Genomic DNA, 20,696 nt, shown 5'->3' on the forward strand with positions numbered 1-20,696 from the left:
CTGAACTGCCCCCGTTTCACGGTTGGAGTTTCGTAACTTGCAGTACCGCCCCTGATGATTTTAAAGTCATCTATGCTTGAAACGAGCCGGCGCTCCGGCCTTGATCTCCGTGCGGGTGCGCGGCGTGGTGCGAGCCTGGGGGTGTAAAGTAACAGGCATCATCGGGCTTCAAGGTGCCGGCAGGGTTGTCTCATCGCGTCACGGGCCACGCATAAACGCCAGACCCGCTGTCCAATAGAATCACACGGAACCTGACATATAACCGAGTTACGGAATTTCTCGAAGTAACCGGCGTTTTTCAGTGCCACTTCTTGCGCATCAGCTATATGGCCTCGCGTAGAGGTTCGTTGCTGCGGTGACGTGGTCACCCCAAAGGCTTTCAAGGTGCAAAAATACAATATTGTAAATCAATAGCTTATGACACACCTTGCAACCCTGTGTGACGGTTCAGACCGAGACCGTACCGCGCTAGAGGACCGGTTTTCAGTCACTTACCTTGAGCCGCCATCTGCCCACCTTGAAAGCCTTGCTGCCACCCCTTAATGTCGGTGAAAGCCACGGCCTCGGTGGTAGCCACCGCGGTAGCCTCTGTGGTGAGGTCCTCTGAACTGGTGTCCACCGAAATAAAAATTGCCGAAACGCGGGCCCCGAAAGCGGGGGCCGCGCTTAAAGCGCTGGTAGTAGAAGCCCTGGTTCCGGAAACCCCGGCGCCAGCGCGGGTAATGGCCGTGCCGAAAGCGATGGTAGCCGCCCATGGGCGCGGAGTAACGGTATTGGTAGAAATGGGGACCGTAGCCGTAGGAGAAGCCGTAGCGCGTCACCGGTAATGCGCCTGGGCCGCCGAGATAATCGTTGGCGCGCGCCGCAGACGATCCAGCGAACGTTGCGCCAAACAGCATGCCTGCCGCGATCAGCGGTAATAAACGCATTCTCGTCATAATACGTCTCCTTCCTGCTCCTTGCGGATAAAGCCGGGCTGAGCCCGAGGCTTCTTTGAATCCATGCTGCGCGCTGTTTCCTGAACCGCGGCTGAACGGGTGGGCCGAGAGCCTGTTAACAATCAGCCGCGACGCTGCGGGTGATTGTTAACAGGCCCTACTGCCATTCAGCACCCGTTCAGCTCGTGCGCGCTAGGGTGGCCGCGTGCCGATGCTAAATCGGCTGCCAAAATACGCGAAAAAGTAAGGAGGCCTACCGATGAACAAATTGCTGAGTATCGGTCTGTGCGCGGCATCCGCGGCCCTTGCCCCGCTTGCTCAGGCTGCCAGCTACGGCAATTACGGTATGGATTACGCCCGGGTGATCCGCGTGGAACCGATCTACCGCGAAATAGAGATCACCACACCGCAGCGGCAGTGCTATGACCAGCCGGTTCATCGAGGTTACCGGGCCAATGATGGCGGTGATGGCGCCTTGGCGGCCGTCGTCGGCGGGGTTGTGGGCGGCGTGATCGGCCATAGTCTGGGCCGTGGCCGCCACCGCGCGCCCGTTACCATCGCTGGTACTTTGGCGGGGGTGGGTATCGGCCGGCACATTGCCCGTCAGCGTGACGACTACTACGCCGAGCGGATTGGCTATCAGCGTGTTTGTCAGGTGGTCGACGATACCCGTTACGAGCGGCGCGTGGAGGGTTACGATGTCACCTACCGTTACCGTGGCGAGACCTATGAGACGCGTCTGCTCTATGATCCGGGTCCGCGGCTGCGGGTACAAGTGGATGTGACACCGGTGCTGGAGAATTAACCCTCGGGGTAAGCGAATGGGTTAGGCTAGCGGGGATGGGGCGCATGATGGTCGTAGCGGCACTGCTGGCAGTGGTCCTGGGGGGATTCGGAATCGCATCCGCCCAGTCCCGCCCCTTCGATTTCGACCAACGCCGCGTCATGGCGCGTTCGATGCCCTTTCCCGGGGAAGGCGGGCCGCGCCGGTCAGGATCCGTTGACCACGCCGATCACCACGGCTCAGCCCGTTCCGAAAGTCTCGCCCCAGGCTATGCGCCGCGGGATCGCCTGATCTCACCCGGGGAGGCGGCGCGCCGGGCCCGGCAGCGCTATGGTGGCCGCGTGCTGGGTGTAGAGCTCGCCCGTGACGGCGCGCCCTACTATCGAATTAAGCTGCTTCGCAACGGCAACGTGCGGGTCGTGCGTATACCGGCCAGGCGGTAGCCATGCGTGCTCTGATCATCGAAGACGACCGGCATTTGCTGGAGCAGCTCAAGGAGCATCTGGCGAGCGCGGGCTTGGTGGTGGATACGGCCGCCGACGGGCGCGAAGGTTGTCATATGGCCATCGAATACCCACTCGATGTGGCCGTGATTGACCTGGGGTTGCCACACGTTTCGGGGCTGGAGATCATCAAGGCGACGCGTGCTGCCGGGCGCCGGTTTCCGATCCTCATCCTTACGGCCCGCACTCGCTGGCAGGACAAGGTGGCCGGGCTGGAGGCCGGCGCCGACGACTATCTGGTCAAGCCCTTTCACCCAGAGGAATTGCTGGCCCGGCTGCGCGCATTGCTGCGGCGCACGAGCGGCTGGGCTCAGCCGCTATTGATCTGTGGCCCCGTACGGCTTGATATCTCGAGCCAGGCGGTCATGCTCGATGGTCGGCCCGTTGCTCTCACCGGGTTCGAATACCGGGTGCTGGAATATCTAATGCTCCACGCCGGGGAGGTGGTATCCAAGACCACGCTCACCGAGCACCTCTATGCCGAGGACGGCGACCGCGACAGCAACGTCATCGAGGTATTCGTCCGGCGCCTGCGGCGTAAGCTGGATCCGGATGGCCGGCTGGCGGCGATCGAGACGCTGCGCGGTCGAGGCTACCGGTTCACCCTGCCGCGGCAAGAGCCTGAGGCGTGAGCTCGCTGCACACCCGGCTGTTGCTCGCAGCCACCTGCATTCTGGTCGTTTTTATCGCGGCGACGGGGCTGGCGCTGGACCATGCGGTTTACGAGCGGACTTTGCACGCCGAGCGTGACAAGCTCCAAGGGCTGCTCTATGCCGTGTTGGGTGCCGCCGAGCTGGACTCGGATGATGTCCTTACTGTGGCGCTGGCACAATTGCCGGAGGGTCGGCTGGTGCAGCCGCAATCGGGCCTCTATGCCTTGCTGTTGGATGCCACTGCAGAGGTAGTCTGGCAGAGCCCATCGCTGCTGTTTCCGGCACCGAGGGTGGTTGCGCCCGCGGTCGGGCACTGGCGGTTTCAGAATGTGTCGAAAACGGGCTTCGGCCCCGTTTTTGTCCTCAGCTTTGGCATTCGCTGGCTGGGGGAGGACGCCGGCGGTCGCCGCTACACGGTGGTGGCATTGGAGGATAGGACGGATTTCGATGCTCAGCTACGACAATTCCGCACCAATCTCTGGACGTGGCTCATCGGGGCCGCCGTATTGCTCCTGGTAACGCAGTTGCTCGTGCTGCGCTGGAGTTTGTTGCCGCTGGGGCGGCTGATGCAAGAGTTGCGTCGTATCGAGGCGGGGGAACGCGACACCATCGGCCCGAGTTATCCCGATGAGCTGCAACCTCTGGTGGCAGCGTTGAATGCCATGCTCGAGCACGAGCGCCGCCAACGGGCTCGTTACCGTAATGCTCTTGCCGATCTGGCGCACAGTCTGAAAACCCCACTGAGCGTGTTGCAGGGTATTGCCCAGAGCAATGAGCGCAGCAGCAGTGCGCAGCGCCGGGTCGCATTGGAGCAGCTCTCTCGCATGGGCGCTATCGTCGACTATCAGCTCAAGCGCGCCGGCGCGGCGGGGCGGCAGGTGCTGCGCCGGCCGGTGCCGCTTGGCCCGGTGGTGGGTCGGTTGATAGCGGCACTCGAGAAGGTCTATCGAGACAAGACACTGGAATTCGAGCTGCAGATTGTTCCCGCGGCGCTGGCACTGCGCGCCGATGCGGACGATTTGATGGAAATGCTGGGTAATCTGCTCGATAACGCCGCCAAATGGGCGCAGGGGCGCATTGGTATCCGGGCCGAACGCTCGGCGGAGCAATGGGTGATTCAGGTCGACGACGACGGTCCAGGGTTTCCGGCGCAGGCGTTGGAGCGCCTGCGCGAGCGCGGTGCCCGCGCGGATACCCGCACCGAGGGTCAGGGCATCGGGCTGGCAATTGTCGATGAACTGGTGCAAAGCTATGGCGGTACGCTGAGTGCCGAGCCCTCACCGCTTGGAGGCGCCCGGCTGGTGATCCGGATTCCGGCTCGTTCGCTATAACACCGGGTGGACGCTAACGCCTGTGCAACCGCGCAGTGGGGATGAGACTAATGGCGAGGATTCTGGTCGTCGGCTCGATTGCTCGGGACGAGGTGGTCTATCTCGATGCCTCGTTGCGGGTGGGCGCACACAATCAGGGCCGCTGGGGCGGCGTGCGACTCGGTGGCGGTGCCGCCAATACGGCGTTGGCGCTCGCCCGCGCCGGTGATCGCGCACGGGTGGTCAGCGCCGTCGGGCAAGACCAGGATGGCGAGGGCTTGCTGCGCGAGTTGGTCGCCGGCGGTGTCGATGTGTCCCTGGTGTCGCGAAGCGCAGCGGCGACCACCCGATCCCTGGTTTTGATCGAGGCCGGCGGCGAGCGCACCATCATAAATCTGGCGCGGGCTTGCGTGCCGTTGCCGGCCGATCTGGCGCGGTTGCCGGCAGATTGCCTATACGTGCGCAGTGCCGACCCGGCGCTGACGCCGATTATGGCGCAACGGGCGGAATGGGGGCTGGTCGTCGCCCATGTGCCGCCGGTTCGGGCGGGTTGCCTACCGGCACGGATTCTACTTGGTTCTGCCGGGGATCTGGATGATACTTTCCTGACCGATCCCTGGACCGCCGGCCGGCGCGTCGCCGGCCAATATCTGCAATGGATGGTGGTGACTCATGGGGGCGAGGGGGCCGTTGCGTACAGTGCGGATGGCCCGCTGCGCGTGCGTGCACCGCGAGTCTCCGTAGTCGATAGCACCGGTGCCGGCGATGTGTTCGCGGCGGGTCTCTTGCATGATCTCGCGCGTGGCGAGATGATGGAAGCCGCGCTTGCCACGGCGGTCTCGTGGGGGGCTGCATCCGTATCTTATGCGGGTAGCGTGCCGCTACGAGGCTTCCTTGATCGCGGCTGAGCAGCGGTGCCGGGTGTCCGTATCCGCTTCGCTGTAAGTGGCGAGACCCAAAAAATGCGCGAATACTTGCCACGGCAACCGGCTTCGATGGTAAAGTTGAGCGTCAAAATCTGAACGGCTTGCCTGCATGAGCATCGAGTACTCACCAGCCAAAGCCAAGGCTTTACCGCTGATCGTCCGCTATCTGTTGATCGGGATCGGGTTTACCGCCGTTGCCTTGGGAATGCTCGGTGTCGTGCTGCCATTGCTTCCCACCACACCCTTCCTGCTGCTTGCCGCGGCGTGTTTCGCGCGTAGCTCCGAGCGATTCCATGATTGGCTCATGAATATGCCCGTCTTCGGTCAATATATTCGAGACTATAAGGCCGGCAAGGGCATTCCGCTGCGGGTAAAGATCACGGCGCTCACGGTGCTTTGGGTGACGATATTGACGAGCGTGATCTGGATAGTGCCGGTGCTGCTCATCAAAGCATTATTGATCATCATCGCTAGTGCGGTCACCACGCATATCGTGCGCTTGCCGAATCGTCGCCCGGAGGCGGTTTGGCGGCGATCGGCGCCGCCACCCGCATGAGGGTGCATGGCATAGCGTAGCTTGGGCGGCCCGAACACAAGGCAGTTGTCTCGTCACGGGTTCATGTGAATTACCACTAGCGGCTGAGGGCGAATACGTTGCGCAGCTCTTCGTCGGCGAGGTTGCCGATCCACTGCTCGCCGGTGCCGACGGTGAGTTCGGAGAGCGCCCGCTTGGAGCGGATCATGGCATTGATGCGCTCCTCGAAGGTTGCGCGGGTGATGAGCCGGTGGACCTGCACGGTTTGGGATTGGCCGATGCGGTAGGCGCGGTCGGTGGCCTGTGCTTCCACCGCTGGGTTCCACCACAGGTCGAAGTGAACGACCTGGGAGGCGGCGGTGAGGTTGAGACCGGTGCCGGCGGCCTTGAGCGAGAGAATGAAGACGCGCTCGGTGCGCTCGCCCTGGAAGCGCTCGACCAGGGCATCACGTTGCTTGCGCGAGAGACCACCGTGCAGGAACGCCGGTGTGCGCCCGAACGCCTCGGCAATCCAGCCTTGCAAGAGCTCACCGGCTTTACGGAACTGGGTGAATACCAGCACTTTCTCGTGCAGGCGGTGCGTCTCGGTCAGGAGCTCGAGCAAGCGTTGGGCCTTGCCGGAGTGCATGGGTGTCGTGGCACCGTCATTGAGGTATTGCCGGGGGTGGTTACAGATCTGCTTGAGCGCGAGAATCATCTGCAATACGAGCCCCTGGCGCTGGAAGGTATCCGACTCGCCCTGAATGACTTCGAGTCCTTCCCGAACGACGGATTCATAGACGGCGGCCTGTTCCTCGGTGAGCTCGCAGAATTGGTCCTGCTCAATTTTCTCCGGCAGATCGCTAATGATGGAGGTGTCGGTTTTTACCCGTCGCATCAGGAAAGGCGCGGCGGCTCGGCGGAATCGCTCGGCGACGCGGCGGTCGCCGTGCACCTGGATCGGGGTGGCGAACTGCTCGCTGAATCGTTTCGGTGTGCTGAGATAGCCGGGGTTTGCGAAGTCCATGATGCTCCAGTACTCCGAAAGCCGGTTCTCGACCGGGGTGCCGGTCATGGCGATGCGGGCACCCGCGCGGATGGACTTGATGGCTTTGGTCTGGGCGGCGGAGGGGTTTTTGATGTTCTGCGCCTCGTCGACGATGACAACGCGCCACGACAAGCGCCGCAAGGCCGCCAGATCGCTACGCGCATGACCGTAGGTCGTGGCCACCAAGTCCGGTTGCGCACCGGGAGCAGGTAGGGCGCGGCCGGGGCCATGATAGACGTGGATCGATAGCGACGGCGTGAAGCGCTCGATCTCCTTGCACCAGTTAGTGAGCAGACTGGTGGGAACGACGATCAGCGCGCTTGCGTGGTTGCCGATCTCGCCGTCCTCCTTGAGTTTGAGCGCGGTGGCGAGGACCTGCAATGTCTTGCCAAGCCCCATGTCGTCGGCAATGATGCTGCCAAGCCCCGCGTGGGTGTTGCCGTAAAGCCACTGGAACCCGCATTGCTGGTAGGGACGCAGCTCCGCGTGAAGGGCAGTGGGCAGTGGCACGTCGTCAATTGTCTTGAGCGCTTTTACACGCTCATGGGCCGCGTTATCGAGCTGCACCGGCGCGTCTTCATACTCGCCGGTCAGGGCAATGCGCGTAAGCTCGGCCCCATGGAGGCGGGTGGATTTGGCGAGCTGCTTGCGCAGGCGCTCGATCTCGCTCGGCTCGAGGTAGACATACTCGCCGCGGAAACGCACGATGCCCGTGGCTTCGCCGACCAGGGACTCGAACTCCTCGGGGGTCAGCAGGTGGTCGCCTACGGCAATACGCCAGTTGAAGTTGAACAGATCATCGGCACTGAGAAATCCGCTCGTTTCTCTCTTCTTGGCGGTAACCTCCAGGGAGCGCTTTGGTCTCAGCAACTGCTCCAATCCGCGTGGTAGGAGGGTACGGATGCCGAGGAGCTGGATAACGGGCAAGACCTCGAAGAGCAACTCGGGAAGCTGTTCGGCTGCAATGCGCATCGGTGCGCTGGCTCCGGCGCGTACATAGTCGTTAATGGGCGGGTAGGACTCGCCGAGCATCGAAATGGTTTGCAGGATGCGGCTGCGCTGCGTCGCCCACTGCGGATTCTGGAGGATCTGTGCGAGAGGCGTCGGTGCCCGCGCCGGGGCATCGTTGCGCGCCGTGACGTCGATGGACAGGGTGAATGTGGCGGTGTCTTCCTCCAGGCGAAGAAGCGGTGTGTGATCGCCCTCGGTGAGATGGAGTCGTGCAAGCCAGGTGCGGATGCTTCCCGCTATGGCCCCTTCGCCGGGGCCGTCGAACCATTCGGAGCCAGCGCCGAAGAACAGCCCCATGACCTTGTCGCCGCGCTGGGCTTCCGTGAGCTTGCTACCCCACTCACGCAGCCAATGATCCATGAACAGCCCGCACAGTAGGCGGGCCTGCATTCGCGCCGAGAGCCGTCGCTGGCGATTCTCCAGTCGCAAGCGCAGCAGACTCGAGGGTAACCCGCGAGCGAGGTGCTCGATGAGTGCCCGCACGCTGGGGTCAAGCGTCGCAGGTAGCCATAACAGGCCGGTGTCACCTCTTGGGAGGGCAAAGACCCAAGGAACGGCCGCACCCGCCTGGAGGAGGTGCAATGCGGCTCGGTTGGCGGCATGCAGCCCGGCCAGCTCGGGTTGGTAATCCGGCAGGTCGGCCGGGTCTAGCGCACCGAGGGAGGCGAGCAGGTCGGCAAGCTCCGTCACGCTTGCGGCGTCAATGACGGTGGTGTCTGCGTTTGCGTCGACGAGCAGCAGCGGTTTGTCATCGCTCGTGAGGCGGGTTGTGGGATGTGCCTCCGCCTCTGTTCCACCGTGCTCTAACTGCCGGCGGGCGGCCTTCGCTAGGCGGCGCATCTGGGTTGTCCAGCGCTTGCGGAAATCACCCGCCGGGCTGAATGATGGATTCGGCGGTAAGGCTTGGGGCAGCGCGTCAACCAGGTCGGATAGGCCCGAGTAATCGATGTGGGCGAGGGAGTCCGGCTCGGGGGCGGGCTCACGTTCGTTCTCATCCGCGCCCGCGAGGGCGAGTTCGTCGAGCCCGGGAGGTGCGCCTTTGACCTCCGCGGTAATGGCAAGACCACGATGCTCGAGTTCAGCAGCGAGATCGACGCCACGCAGGTGGAAGACGAGAAACGGGTTGCCGTCGATCTCCCGCGAGAGTGTGTAGATCACAGCGGCGAGATGCTTGCAGGGCACGGCCCAGTCCGGGCAGGAGCACTGCATCTGCAAGTCGCGCCACTGGGTGGGGAAAACGCTGATGTCCAGCGAGTCAGCTCGCTCGAGCACGGCGGGGTCGAGCTCGCGGTTGAGCAGCCGGCCGATCAGTGCCGGATCGGTGGCGAGGGCGTCGACTAATTCCTCGGTGTCTGCCATCGTCATAGCCGGTACTCGAAGGGTGACCCTATACGGGCGTGGCCGGCTTCCCTTCACCCGTGCCCGCACGTTGGTGCCGTTGATCGCGAGTTCCTCGACGGAGCCGTTATTCGCGTATCGCCTTCCCCGCGGCAGACGGTTCTCCCAGTCGATTTCGCGTAGCGCATACAGCCACTGCGCGCCCCACCATGTTTTGCCGAACGTTTGCCTGGACATGAGGATTGAACGGGTTAGAGGAGTAACTGCGCGTGCTTTTGAAGTGTCGGACTGTAGCATAGAGGGTCCGGGTAGAGGATGACTAAACAAGCCGTGGTGAGGGAAAACGACCTGAACACCGGCCTGCGCCGGCATGGCGCCTAGACCTGAATTTTCCCCGGCAATCCGCAAAATGCACGTTACAATTAAGTGCGTCTGCTGCCGTGTAATCACTCATATCAAAGGGCGACAATGAATTTTTGGCCCCACTACGACAGCGACGAGCTGGCAGGCGTGCAGCAAGTGCTGGCCTCCAAGCGGGTGAATTACTGGAACGGCGCAGAGGGGAGGTGTTTCGAGCGGGAGTTCACGGCGGCTATGGGCCGGCCGTGACACGCCGTGGCGCTCGGCTTGGCGTTGCGCGTGCTCGGCATCGGGGCGGGCGACGAGGTCGTAGTAATGCCGCGGCATGCAACCTGAAGGTCATCGAGGAGTGTGCTCAGGCCCACGGCATCCCCGCGCTGCATGGTTCCTGTCCGAAGGTGTATCGGGAAATGGCCTTCGACGGGCTAGGCTGTTGCCCGGCCGAACGCTTGCCGATTGCTTGGGTGCTCGGTGAGACCAGCCTTATGCTTCCCGTGCATTCGGCTCTGACCGGAGCTGATCTGGATCGCTTCTGCGCAGGCCGCAACGAAGTGCTAGAAAAGGCCTCGTCCTGAGGGTCGGGTGCAAAAGAGTTGGCACAATATGTCTATTGCATCTTAACCCAAGTTTAACGTCCCCAAAAATAACTTCGCGATACTCAGAGAGTTAAGATCGGCCGCGGCGGCGAGTGGCACTACATTACGTTCATTTTATAAATCAGCGGGCTCACACGATTGTTTTCTGCACGCCGCCCGGGGCGGGATCGGCCCCGAGGGCCTGATAGATTCGCGCCTGATCGGGCTCGGCGCGGGTGGCCTTGCGCACGTGCAGGGTGCGGCCATCGCCGCGGTTGAACGTGGCGGTGACCCGGCACTGGCCGGCGAGGGTATCGCGTAGCGTGCTCCAACGCTCGCAGATGCCGTGGGCGGCGAGGCAGTGGCGGATGAGCTGGACGAACTGATAGGCGAGCACGGTGATGAACAGGTGCCCCTCGGCGCGCTCTTCCTTGTGATGGAAGATCGGGCGCAGGCCGAGCTCCGATTTCAGGCTTCGGAAGACCGCCTCAAGGTCGGTGAGCATGATGTAGGTGCGCCACATTGTCTTCTCGTCCCAGCCGGTCTCGTTGCTGCGCAGGCAATAGACGCCCGGCTCGGTGACCAGAGAGCCTTTCACGGGCAGGCGCTGCCAGTGGATCGCACGGGCGCGCTCGCCGCTGTCACCGGCGATCACTTCAATGTGGTAGTGCTGGCCGAGGCCGCGGCTTTTCTCCTTGAGCCGCCCGATGCGCTCCCAGAGCTTGTCGATGCGCTTGGTGGTGCCCCGCCGGCTGAGTCCGGTCGCAAGCTTGTCGAGCCCAGCCTCGAAGCGGTCCATCAGGCGCCCGGCGATCGCTTGCTCCTTGCGCACGCGGCCCTCGGAGCGACAATACAGGCGCACCTCCTGGCCATCGGCCGAGGGCACTTTGAGTAGCTCCACGGCCTGCCCGCCGGCGTTGTCGAGGGTGATGGCCTCTTTAAAATCGACCGCGCGGCGGCGCTCGCGGCTGACCACCAGATAGCGGTAGCCCTGCTCGGCCAGCCAGGCGAGGTTGGCCTCGGTGGCCACCCCGCGGTCCATGACCACAAGCGCGCCGGCGGGCGCCGCGAGGCCGGTGAGCATCCCCTGGAGGGTCTGCGCCTCGGCCGCATTGCCAGCGAAGACCCGCGAGCGGCGCACAAAGCCGCAGGCATCGAGCACCAGCGCCAGGGTGAGCAGCGGGCAGTCGCTGCGCCGCTCCTTGGAGTGGCCGTGGCGCGCGGCCGGATTGACCGGTGCCTCGCCCTCGAAGTAAGTGTTGGTCAGATCGTAGAGCGTGATTGTCGGGGCGAGCGCGAACAGATCGCTCACCCGGGCGAACAGATGCCCTTCGAGGGCCGCGCGGTGGCGCAGCAGGATATCGGAGGTACGGTAGAGCTGCATCGGGCTCATCGCCTCGAAGTCCACCTCCAGCAGCTCGCCGAGGCCGCTGCGCCGGCGAGCCACTGATACGTCGCCCGCTCCGAGCCCGGGGCGGCCATGCGGGCAACGATCAGCCCCAGCGCCGCCGCACGTTGCGGGCCGGTCAGCCCCAGCGCTTGGAGCTGCTCCTCCAAGCCCGCCTGGCGCAGCGCCCACAGGGCGAGCTGCTCGACGCCCACCGAGCGCGGGCGCACCAGTGAGAGCGAGTCCACGTCCACCGACTGCACGTCACCCCCACCGCCGGGTACACCGCCAGCATCGGCCGGTGCCGGCGTACCGCCCTGCTCGGCGAGCAGCCGCGCCGCAATACGCTCGGCCTGGCGCTCGACGGCGAGCGGGAGGCCCTTCCCCTCCTCGTCGAACAGCGCCGCCTGGCCGCTGAGCCGTTGCTCGATGCGCGCACACAACGCCGACCAGTGTGCCTGCGCCACTGGGAAGTGCCGCCCCAGGTTCAACAGGGTGCGCTGGCGGACCTTACCGGCGCGCCGCTCGGAGCGCACCAGACGATACGTGACATACGACTCGCCGGTGGCCGTGCTGCGGGTCTGGGTGCGGCGGATGAACATGCCCGCGAGGCTAGCGTGGGCGGGCGCTCCGCACAAGGGATAACAACAAATATTATGGCACTACATCCAGCGCGCCACCCTCGCCACTATACGAATCAATAACTTCTCTTCGCATACACGCCCAAATCAGCCCGAAATCAGGCAGAGAGCGTTAAAGATGGGTTAAGAGCTTGCCGGGGTTTGTCATCAGAGCTGGATGAGCGCTGGTACAGCGAGGGACAATCCTGGTAACGGCACACGGAACTTCTGCCTTGGGGCGTTAAGGGCGTCGGTTCTTCGATGGTTTTGAAACCGAAAGTATCAGAGATACTGAATCCAAGCGGCCGCGCCTAAGGCGCGGCCGCTTGCTTGATGCCTCTCGTTCACGCTACCACTCGAGCTTCTCGAGTTTGCGCACTGCAACGTGCGTATCCCGCGTCATGATTCCGGTCGGACCCCAGTAATTCCATGCGTAGGTGAATTGCCCACTTCCCCCGGCGAGATAGAGCGGGTTCAAGCGGGTACGTGTCAGACTGTTGTGGCCGCCGGCGCGACGGCCACCGCGGATCTGCGATTTGGGTATGTAGATGGTCCGCTCGACGGCGTGATAGTACAGGCACATACCCGACTGCACTCGGCGGCTTACGTTGGCGCGTGTCACGACTACGCCGTTGTCGTTATAGACCTCGACCCAGTCGTTGTCCTTCAGGCCGACCCGTTCTGCGTCTTTGTCGTTGATCCAAACTGGGTCCATGCCGCGCGACAAGGTCAACATACGGTGGTTGTCCTTGTAGGTCGAGTGGATGTTCCACTTCCCGTGCGGGGTGACGTAGTTCAAGATCAAGGTCTTGTCATCGATCGGGCTGACGCTCAGATCATGGATATCCTTATAGTCGATCTTTGCTCGATAGGTACACAATTGCGCACCGAAGTCGAGATACCATGGGTGGTCGATGTACATTTGCTGCCGGCCCGTGAGGGTACGCCAGGGTATTAACCGCTCCACCTGCAGGCACCAAGCCGCGTAGGCCCGGCCCTCGGTGATATTACCGGTCCAAACGGGGCTGACCAAAACTCGGCGTGGCTGGCGGGTGAGGTCATAGAAAGTCATCCTCACGCCGCGGTACGGCTCGGCCAAGTCAACCAGCGGCACGCCAGTGTGGTGCTCCTCCGCCTTGAAGGCCTGATAGCAAACCTCGCCGTTGGTCTCTGGAGCCATATACAGCAAAACGTTGGCGGCATCGAGCGCGTCCTCGAGGCAGGGATAGCGCTTGCCGCCCCACTCGATTGCCCGGCGATGGCGCGGGTCGGGTGAGCCGCCAACCGGCTGGTCGCAGAGTTCGTCGTATTGTTTCGTAACTGGGAAATTACACCCGTTGCCGCTAATGCCTTTTTCTCGGACGGCGGGGCCCAGGGAAATGTACTTATTGTAGATCAGGCTGTAATCCCGCTCGAACACCTCGAAGTGCGGCATGGTTTTGCCCGGAATGGGCTCGCACTCGCCTTCCATCCAGTCGCGCACCTCACGTTGGGCCATCTGATCCGGCGTGTCGTGCATCAGCGGTCCTGCGAAGACGTCTTTCACTGGTCCTGGGAATACGCTGGGTGCGAGTTCGCTGATCTTCTTGGCAAACGCCTTGAAAATATCCCAGTCGCTCTTGGACTCCCAGACCGGCGGTACTGCCTGACTTAGCGGATGGATGAACGAGTGCAAGTCGGTGCTGTTGAGATCGTTCTTCTCGTACCAAAAGGCCGTTGGCAGAATGATATCGGAATACAGCGCTGTGGAGTCCATCCGGAAGTTGATGTCGACCACCAGATCGAACTTCCCGCGCGGAGCCGGCTCCCGATACTTTACGTGCTTGACGTGCGGTTTGGCGCGCTCTTCGGCGACCGCATTGTCATGCGTGCCAAGGTAATGTCGTAGGAAGAACTCCGCGCCCTTGGCGCTCGACTGCATGGCGTTGCCTCGCCAAACGAACCACACCCGTGGCCAGTTCTCCGGGGCATCCGGGTCATCGGTCGCGAAGCTGAGTTCTTTCTTCTTCAGCGCCTGCACCGTATAGTTCACGATGCCTTTGTCGTCCTTTGCTCCAGCCGCTTGCGCCGCACGGGCGACCTCGTGGGGGCTGCGGTCGAACTGCGGGTAATACGGCATCCAACCCATTCGTACCGACTTGGCGATCAGATCGATCGAGTGCTGACCCTTCGCGAGTTTGGAATGCGGGGGGAGATTGGCATACTCTTCGGCCAAACCATCATACCGCCAGCTGTCGCTGTTGCTGTAATGCCAGGTAGCCGATTGAGTGAGGCGCGGTTTGACGCCCCAGTCTAGAGCAGACGTCAAAGTGCTCCATGGCGCGAGGATCGCGAGCTTCTCCTGACCGACGTAGTGGTTCATGCCGCCGCCGTTGCGGCCACAGCAACCGCAGGCAATTAGGCAGTTGATGGCGGCCCGATAAATGAAGTTGTTATGGTACCAGTGGTTGGCGCTGGCGCCGACGATGACCATCGAGCGGCCCTTGGTCTTCTCCGCGGTGCCGGCGAACTCGCGGGCGAAGCGAATGACCGTCTGCCGGCCGATGCCGGTGTATTGCTCTTGCCAGGCCGGCGTGTAGGGCTTGAGGTCGTCGTAGCTCTCCGGGTAATCGCCGGGCAGCCCGCGACCCACGGCATACTGGCCCATGTTCAGGTCATAGACCGTGGCGACCAATACACTGCCGCTGCCGGTGTCGATCTTCTTCGCCGGTACGCCGCGCTTGTATAGGGTCTCCGAGGCGAACTCGTAGAACTGCACCATGGCGATTTCGTCGCTCTCGCCGAGAAAGCTCAGCACGGGCTCGATGGGGCTGTTGTCGAGAGCGTCCTCCATCTTGAGGTTCCACTGGCCGTGTTGTTTGGCCCAGCGATGGCCGACCTGGCCTTTCGGGCAGCGGGTCTCGTTGCTTTTGCGATCGAGCACCAGCTGCTTCCAGGCGGCGTTCTCCTGCTTCTTGTACTTCTTGACCTCCTCGCTGGTCAGGTAGCGACCCGGACGGTAGCTATCACCGTCCTTCTCGAGCTTGACCAGGAACGGCATGTCCGTGTAGCGCGTCACGTAGTCGATGAAGTAAGGCACTTGGCGCTTGACGTAGAACTCGGTGTAGATGACATGGCCTACGGCCATCCATATTCCCAGGTCCTGCCCCTTCTTGACCGGAATCCACCAGTCGGCGTACTTGCTGACCTGGCTGAAATCCGGCGACAGCACCACGAACTTGGCCCCCTCATGGCGCGCCTCGGAGATGAAATGCACATCCGGGGTGCGGGTCATGTTGAGGTTGGAGGCCATCGATACGATGAACTTACTGTTGTACCAGTCGGCGCTCTCGCAGACATCGGTCTGATCACCCCAGATCTCCGGGAAGGAGTTGGGCAGATCGGCGTACCAGTCATAGAAACTTATGGTCGCGCCGCCGAAGAGCTGCAGGAAGCGCTGGCCGGCCGCAAAGGAGAGCATCGACATGGCCGGAATCGGGGAGAAGCCCATTACCCGATCGGGTCCGTACTTCTGGGCGGTATAGAGACAAGCGGAAGCGATGAGCTCGAGCAGTTCGTCCCAGCTCGTGCGTCGGAACCCGCCCTTGCCGCGGGCCTTCTGCCAACGCTTACGCTTGTTCTCGTCGGTGACAATGGAGCTCCACGCTTCGACCGGGTTGTTGTGGCTGGAGCGCGCCTCGCGCCAGAAGTCCAGTAGCACACCCCTAGCATAAGGATATTTGACGCGAATCGGACTGTAGACATACCACGATGCAGAGATGCCGCGCTGACAGCCGCGCGGCTCATAGGGCGGTATGCCGCGGCCACCTTCACCCCGCCCAAGCAAGGGGTAGTCGGTCTGCTGCATTTCCCAGGTGATGATGCCGTCCTTGACGTAAATCGCCCACGAACAGCCACCCGTGCAGTTCACACCGTGGGTGCTGCGGAAGATGTTATCGTGCTGCCAGCGGTTGCGGTAAAACTCCTCCCACCGGCGAGTCTTTGGGTTGACAAGATCCTGAATCCAGCCCATGGCTTATTAATCTCCCCTGCGAATTTCTTCTTGGCTCGCTTCGCGCTCGGTTCGCCGAAGCGATCATCGCGCTGGGATCTTTAAGCTACATCCTTCGTCACGCATCGGGAGGAAGCTTTGCAATCCCATTAATTTAATAAATATCATTTATACTTAATAAAGTAAAAATATTATTTATACTTGTTTATGTTTAAGTGGGGGGAGGCCTTACTCCTGATGGGCGTGTTGTCGGGCAGGGTGTGAAGACACAATAGGTCCAGCTTCTCTTCAGCATTGTGCCCCTGGGTGTGGAGAGGCTAATGATCGAAGAAGCTGTCGAGCGTCTGGAGGTGGTGCGCCTCGCATTTTTGGAGCGCAACTGGGGTGAGGAAGCCGCCCGTGCTTTTGCCGCACGAACCTCGCGCAGCTATCGACGGGCCGTAGTACATCACGCCCGCCCGCCGGTGATCGGCGGTTTCGGTTGCGTCTACTCGCTTCCTATTGCTTCTTAAAACGATGTGTTCGCCCGAAACGAGGGGAGCGTTGGCCGGGCCCGGTTAAAGAGCGTGCACGCCTCACCTTGTGTCAGCACGGCGGTGGTGAACCGAGGCATCCTGTCCTGCAAAGCGCATCCCTACCGTGCGACGAATATTAGGCTGTAAAGAGATTGTAGGTGTGAGCAAATGTCAGCGCCACCGATCAACTTCCGAGGGGTAGCGTTTGAGCATTACCATTAGAGGTGGCATCGCTGCCGCAGGCGGCGCAGACCGATAGCCCGAACTCATCGGTCTCCAAGTGTTCCACGGTCTGTGTGATGCGTTCACACAGATCCGTGAATTCTTCCAGCGGGTCTCTGGGTAGAGGCCGGTAAGGTCGGTCTGGGGCGGTATCGTCGGTTGACCTGTGGCGATGACGCTGGAGATAGGAACGCTCTCGCCGTAAATGTTCTTGATATATCCGCAAGTAACGCCGCGCAGGTGTGAGCAACGCTGATCGTGACACCACGATGCTGCCTATCATGTCCTCGATGAGTGCCAAGCAGCGTTCGCCGAGTTCGATGATCGCCTCATGCTCGGTGGTTAGGACAAGCCGAGCCGGGGCAAAGCGGTCATCAGCCTGCGTGAGCGCGTCGATCAACTCGCCTTCGTAGGCATCGTCGCCAATCGCCGCGTAGCGGTTGAGGCAGTCGACGATGTCGTGCATTAGCAGCATATCCGGTGTCCGACCACGCGCGAATGCGCGCAGTTGATTGGAAAAGACATCCAGCAACCGTTGTACGTTGCGCTGTCCAGCTTGGAAACGATCGATGGCAGTACTCATAATGCGATCCTCCGGATCGATTATTATGCATATCAAATACTTTTTAGGTCGCCTTACCCCAATCAACCGATCGGATTTGCCGGAGGCACCGCGAGCATTCGGAGACCCTCGACAGGATCCGTCCCAAGGGTTCCCGGCGGTTCTCGCCGCCGACGATACATGGCTAGTAGTACAGTGTAGTCGTGTTTGGTTTGCGGGCGAGGTTTTTAAGTCAATTCTTATATTATACTGCGAAAACGTAATGTGTGCTGTGGGGGAGATCGGTTGTCCGCGACCCGCGCGTTGTTTGCCCGGTCTGTGGACGCTTATTGCAAGCACTCGAGCGATTCAGTTTATGCTTTTTCTTTGGAGCTTCAGCCATTGCGCCAGGCCGTGGTTGCCAAGTGTCGGCCGCGCCACGTCGGTTTTTCGGAGGGGCTGATTAATGAGCGCCGTCCTCCATCGGGTCTAATGCCCGTGAACCGGCCCAGCCCCTGGCAAACGCCCCGTGATCGTTATAATTAGGCTCGCTTGGGCGGTGGTGTGGTGCTGGAAGTTACCCGAACCGGGATTTCGATGGCGAGCAGGTTGGCCAATTTTTGTTTCGGCTCGAGCAGATCGGCAAGGCTATAGCGATCGAGCACGGCGAGAAAGGCCTGCAAGGCCTCGCGAAGTACCCCGTGCAGCACGCAGGAAGGTGTCAGACGACAGTAGTTCTGGCTGCTGAAGCACTCCACCAGTGCCATGTCGTTTTCAGTACGGCGTACGACCTCGCCGAGATTGATGCTGGCCGGTGAATGGCGCAAGCGCATACCGCCGTGCTTGCCGCGCACCGTCTCTACATATCCGAGCCGGCCGAGTTCGTAGACGACTTTCATCAGGTGGTTGCGAGAGATGGCATAGCGCTCGGCAATCTCCGAGATCGTGCTGAGCTCGTTCTCCTTGAGGCTGAGGTACATGAGTACCCGTAAGGAATAATCGGTAAAAGAGGTTAATCGCATCGTCTACTCCGTAGATAAGCGGTTCGCGGGTAACTGCTCATCCTGGTTGTCCATCCACTCGTGGTCGACTCAGAATCGGCGCGTAGCGCACTGCGAACAACGCAAACGCTGCGACCCAAGCCAGTGCGGCAGCATACAGCATCCACGGCGCCCCGCTGAGGGTGGCGCTTACGCGCAGTACGGCCGCCGCGCTTACCAGCCAGTAGATCGGCTGCGTGCCGCGCAACAAAGTAAGCGGCCGTCCAGTGTGTCCGACTGTTACCCGTGTCATTACGCCAATGATCAGAGTACCTATGGCGCCGACGCCAAGTGTATGATACCAGACGCTTGTATCGAGTGCCGCCGATAGTGGAGTCAGCCCCTTCAGTAACAACGCCAGTGCCAGCCAGGCATAACCCACGTGCAGAATCCACATCAGCGGCTCCCGCCACGTGTGCCAACCCTGCCAGCCACAGAGTCGTAACAAGTGAAACAGGCCGGCAGCGAGTGCGATCATGCCGGCGCCAAGACTGGCGGGGGCGAGCAAATCCGCCGGCAGCATCAGTATCGTGGCGAGCAGCGTCGCTTGATCCAGGCGCGGCTGGCGGCGTATGCGTTGCGGCTTATGCTGGCGGATCAGCCAGTTGTCGGTGAATGCCGGGATGATGCGCCCGCCGATTACCGCCATCAGCACCGCGATGGTGTCCAACGCCACGAGTTCGCCCATATAACCGAGGGTAGGCGTGAGGCCGAGCAGGGTGAGGTGCATGAGCACATTGCCTGCCGCGAGGACGGCAAGCACCGCGACCAAGGGTAAATTCCGCGAATTGCCTGCACGGCGCAAAATCAGAAGTGCATAAAATGCCAATGTCGGTAGAAAGCTTAGATCTATGGCGGCCACCAACCAATTCGGTAGCCAACCCGTTAGCGCCATGGCAAGACGGCCGGCGAGCCAGAGGGCGCCGAGGGCAAGCAGCGGATAGCCGCTCGGCGGCGGGAGACCGGTCCAATTGGCCATGGCCGTCAATAGAAAACCGGCGATGGCGGCCGGGACGAATCCGTAGAGCATCTCGTGGGAATGCCACAGCGGTGGTGAAATCCCGGCCGGGAACTGCAGCCAGCCGAGCAGTACCGCCAGCCACACCAGTACCGCCACTGCGCCGAATATCCCGGTGAGTAAAAAGAACAGGCGGAAGGGGTAGGCGAGCAACATAGCGCGCTTAGCTCATGGGTGGCCGACTGCGGCTTTATCGAAGAGAGCCCGCGTGGCGCACGCGCCACGCGAGAAAGGGTTGTCGCTATACGCTGTTGCAGCGCAGGAGGCCCGCGATCGAGATAGCAACGCAGCTAAGGAGTGAGGCGTGGCGGGCATAAGCCGGAGACCTCAACCGCCAGGCGATAATGACTATATGAAATACTTTATTTTGTGTGGTGTCAAGTCAGCGTGGTATTGGTTGAATGCGCCGGTGCCAGTTGTTCATTTCGAAGGCGAGCCTGGCGCCGGCGATCTTCGGTAAAGGGGCGCTGTTTAAACAAGCCGTAAGAGGAGATGATCATGTCCCTGACCTTATTCCATGGGCCATTGTCCGGCCGACCCGCCGAGGCCAACTACCGCATCGAGGGTCCTGCGCATCGTTTGTTTTTTGATGACTTCCCGCGCCGTGTGCGGGCGAAGTACGCTGGCCAGACGCTGCTTGATACTCGCCGCGGCAAGCTTCTCCACGAGACCGGATTGTTGCCGCAGCTCTATGTCCCGCGCCAAGATGCCCGCTTCGACATGCTGGAGGCGACGGACCGCAAAACACATTGCCCCTTCAAGGGCGACGCCTGCTACTGGTCTGTTCGTGTCGGCGAGCGTGCCGTACAGAACGCGGTTTGGGCTTATCCTCAGCCGAGCGAGGCCGCGGCGTGGTTGCGCGACTACATTGCCGTCTACTGGGCCACCATGGACGCCTGGTTTGATGAAGACGAGGCAGTCGAAGGCCATCTGCGGGATCCGTACCACCGTGTCGATGTACGCGAGACCAGTCACCATCTGCGTGTCTGTGTGCAAGCTGATGTGGTGGCCGAGACCAAGCGGCCGAAGATCCTCTCCGAAACGGGGCTTGCGAATCGTTATTACGTGCCGCCGGCGGATATCCGCGCCGATCTGTTCGAGCCGAGCGCCACACAGACGGTCTGTCCGTATAAAGGGGTCGCCTCCTACCGCGCGCTTCGAATCGGTGATCAACGCATCGAGGACGTCGCCTGGCTTTATGCCGAGCCGCTGCCAGACGCCGGCAAAATCGGTGGTTACCTTTGCTTCGATCTCGCTGAAGGCCTCACGATCGAGATCGACGGTGCGCCGGTGCCGGGCCGCAAGGACAAGTAGATAGTAGGGGAGAGCTTGCGTGCTTGTCCGTGTCAGGTTCGGGCTGACGTGGCGCCGCCGGGAATAGAAAATTCTCTGTTCGGGCCGA

16 protein-coding genes and 1 pseudogene are annotated in these 20,696 nt (G+C 61.6%); 10 read left to right on the forward strand and 7 right to left on the reverse strand.

Going from position 1 to position 20,696, the window contains the following annotated elements:
- Window positions 1–539: 539 nt before the first annotated feature.
- Window positions 540–938 (reverse strand): hypothetical protein, encoded by a 399-nt coding sequence (locus NB231_RS00575; protein ID WP_156776851.1) that lies wholly within the window; start codon window positions 936–938, stop codon window positions 540–542.
- Window positions 939–1,197: 259 nt separating this feature from the next.
- Between NB231_RS00575 and NB231_RS00580 the strand changes: the two genes are divergently transcribed.
- The 6 genes from NB231_RS00580 to NB231_RS00605 all read left to right on the forward strand — a co-directional run bounded on the left by NB231_RS00580 (window position 1,198) and on the right by NB231_RS00605 (window position 5,670).
- Window positions 1,198–1,743: a glycine zipper 2TM domain-containing protein gene (locus tag NB231_RS00580; protein WP_004998748.1), complete on the forward strand. Its 546-nt coding sequence runs from the start codon at window positions 1,198–1,200 to the stop codon at window positions 1,741–1,743.
- Between the two features lie 44 nt (window positions 1,744–1,787).
- Window positions 1,788–2,165, forward strand: coding sequence for a PepSY domain-containing protein (locus NB231_RS00585; protein WP_156776852.1), 378 nt, complete (start codon window positions 1,788–1,790; stop codon window positions 2,163–2,165).
- A 2-nt stretch (window positions 2,166–2,167) separates the two neighbouring features.
- Window positions 2,168–2,857 carry a response regulator transcription factor gene (locus tag NB231_RS00590; protein ID WP_004998753.1) on the forward strand — a complete coding sequence of 230 codons (690 nt, stop codon included), beginning with the start codon at window positions 2,168–2,170 and terminating at the stop codon, window positions 2,855–2,857.
- A complete protein-coding gene (locus tag NB231_RS00595) occupies window positions 2,854–4,209 on the forward strand; it encodes an ATP-binding protein (RefSeq protein ID WP_004998756.1) in 1,356 nt (451 codons plus the stop codon). The genes NB231_RS00590 and NB231_RS00595 overlap by 4 nt, the downstream gene beginning before the upstream one ends.
- A 50-nt stretch (window positions 4,210–4,259) precedes the next feature.
- Entirely contained in the window at window positions 4,260–5,096 is an 837-nt protein-coding gene (locus NB231_RS00600; RefSeq protein WP_004998757.1) for a carbohydrate kinase family protein, read from the forward strand.
- A gap of 127 nt (window positions 5,097–5,223) precedes the next feature.
- Complete coding sequence (locus NB231_RS00605; RefSeq protein ID WP_004998759.1) at window positions 5,224–5,670, forward strand: YbaN family protein; 447 nt, start codon at window positions 5,224–5,226, stop codon at window positions 5,668–5,670.
- A 76-nt stretch (window positions 5,671–5,746) separates the two neighbouring features.
- Here the strand turns inward: NB231_RS00605 and NB231_RS00610 are convergent, their stop codons facing one another.
- A complete protein-coding gene (locus NB231_RS00610) occupies window positions 5,747–9,262 on the reverse strand; it encodes a DEAD/DEAH box helicase (protein WP_004998762.1) in 3,516 nt (1,171 codons plus the stop codon).
- A 231-nt stretch (window positions 9,263–9,493) separates the two neighbouring features.
- Here NB231_RS00610 and NB231_RS18180 point away from each other — a divergent pair, with 231 nt between their 5' ends.
- Both NB231_RS18180 and NB231_RS00615 read left to right on the forward strand, forming a co-directional pair.
- Complete coding sequence (locus NB231_RS18180) at window positions 9,494–9,634, forward strand: hypothetical protein (RefSeq protein WP_004998764.1); 141 nt, start codon at window positions 9,494–9,496, stop codon at window positions 9,632–9,634.
- Window positions 9,631–9,960 carry a hypothetical protein gene (locus NB231_RS00615; protein WP_004998766.1) on the forward strand — a complete coding sequence of 110 codons (330 nt, stop codon included), beginning with the start codon at window positions 9,631–9,633 and terminating at the stop codon, window positions 9,958–9,960. The genes NB231_RS18180 and NB231_RS00615 overlap by 4 nt, the downstream gene beginning before the upstream one ends.
- A 151-nt stretch (window positions 9,961–10,111) precedes the next feature.
- Here the strand turns inward: NB231_RS00615 and NB231_RS00620 are convergent.
- Both NB231_RS00620 and NB231_RS00625 read right to left on the reverse strand, forming a co-directional pair.
- A pseudogene (locus tag NB231_RS00620) lies at window positions 10,112–11,949 on the reverse strand (IS1634 family transposase).
- Between the two features lie 367 nt (window positions 11,950–12,316).
- Window positions 12,317–15,979: a nitrate reductase subunit alpha gene (locus tag NB231_RS00625; RefSeq protein WP_004998773.1), complete on the reverse strand. Its 3,663-nt coding sequence runs from the start codon at window positions 15,977–15,979 to the stop codon at window positions 12,317–12,319.
- 299 nt (window positions 15,980–16,278) lie between these two features.
- On the opposite strand from NB231_RS00625, the gene NB231_RS00630 reads away from it, so the two are divergent.
- A complete protein-coding gene (locus tag NB231_RS00630) occupies window positions 16,279–16,470 on the forward strand; it encodes a hypothetical protein (RefSeq protein WP_004998775.1) in 192 nt (63 codons plus the stop codon).
- Window positions 16,471–16,657: 187 nt separating this feature from the next.
- Here NB231_RS00630 and NB231_RS00635 read toward each other — a convergent pair whose 3' ends face one another.
- The 3 genes from NB231_RS00635 to NB231_RS00645 all read right to left on the reverse strand — a co-directional run bounded on the left by NB231_RS00635 (window position 16,658) and on the right by NB231_RS00645 (window position 19,450).
- Window positions 16,658–17,278 (reverse strand): hypothetical protein, encoded by a 621-nt coding sequence (locus tag NB231_RS00635; protein WP_004998776.1) that lies wholly within the window; start codon window positions 17,276–17,278, stop codon window positions 16,658–16,660.
- A 500-nt stretch (window positions 17,279–17,778) separates the two neighbouring features.
- On the reverse strand, window positions 17,779–18,258 hold the full coding sequence (locus NB231_RS00640; protein WP_040661486.1) for an Rrf2 family transcriptional regulator: 480 nt from the start codon (window positions 18,256–18,258) through the stop codon (window positions 17,779–17,781).
- Window positions 18,259–18,295: 37 nt separating this feature from the next.
- On the reverse strand, window positions 18,296–19,450 hold the full coding sequence (locus NB231_RS00645; RefSeq protein ID WP_004998782.1) for an NnrS family protein: 1,155 nt from the start codon (window positions 19,448–19,450) through the stop codon (window positions 18,296–18,298).
- Between the two features lie 342 nt (window positions 19,451–19,792).
- Between NB231_RS00645 and NB231_RS00650 the strand changes: the two genes are divergently transcribed.
- Window positions 19,793–20,608 (forward strand): DUF427 domain-containing protein, encoded by an 816-nt coding sequence (locus NB231_RS00650; protein WP_040661490.1) that lies wholly within the window; start codon window positions 19,793–19,795, stop codon window positions 20,606–20,608.
- Window positions 20,609–20,696: the final 88 nt, after the last annotated feature.

The organism is Nitrococcus mobilis Nb-231 (genome assembly GCF_000153205.1).
Taxonomy (GTDB): domain Bacteria; phylum Pseudomonadota; class Gammaproteobacteria; order Nitrococcales; family Nitrococcaceae; genus Nitrococcus; species Nitrococcus mobilis.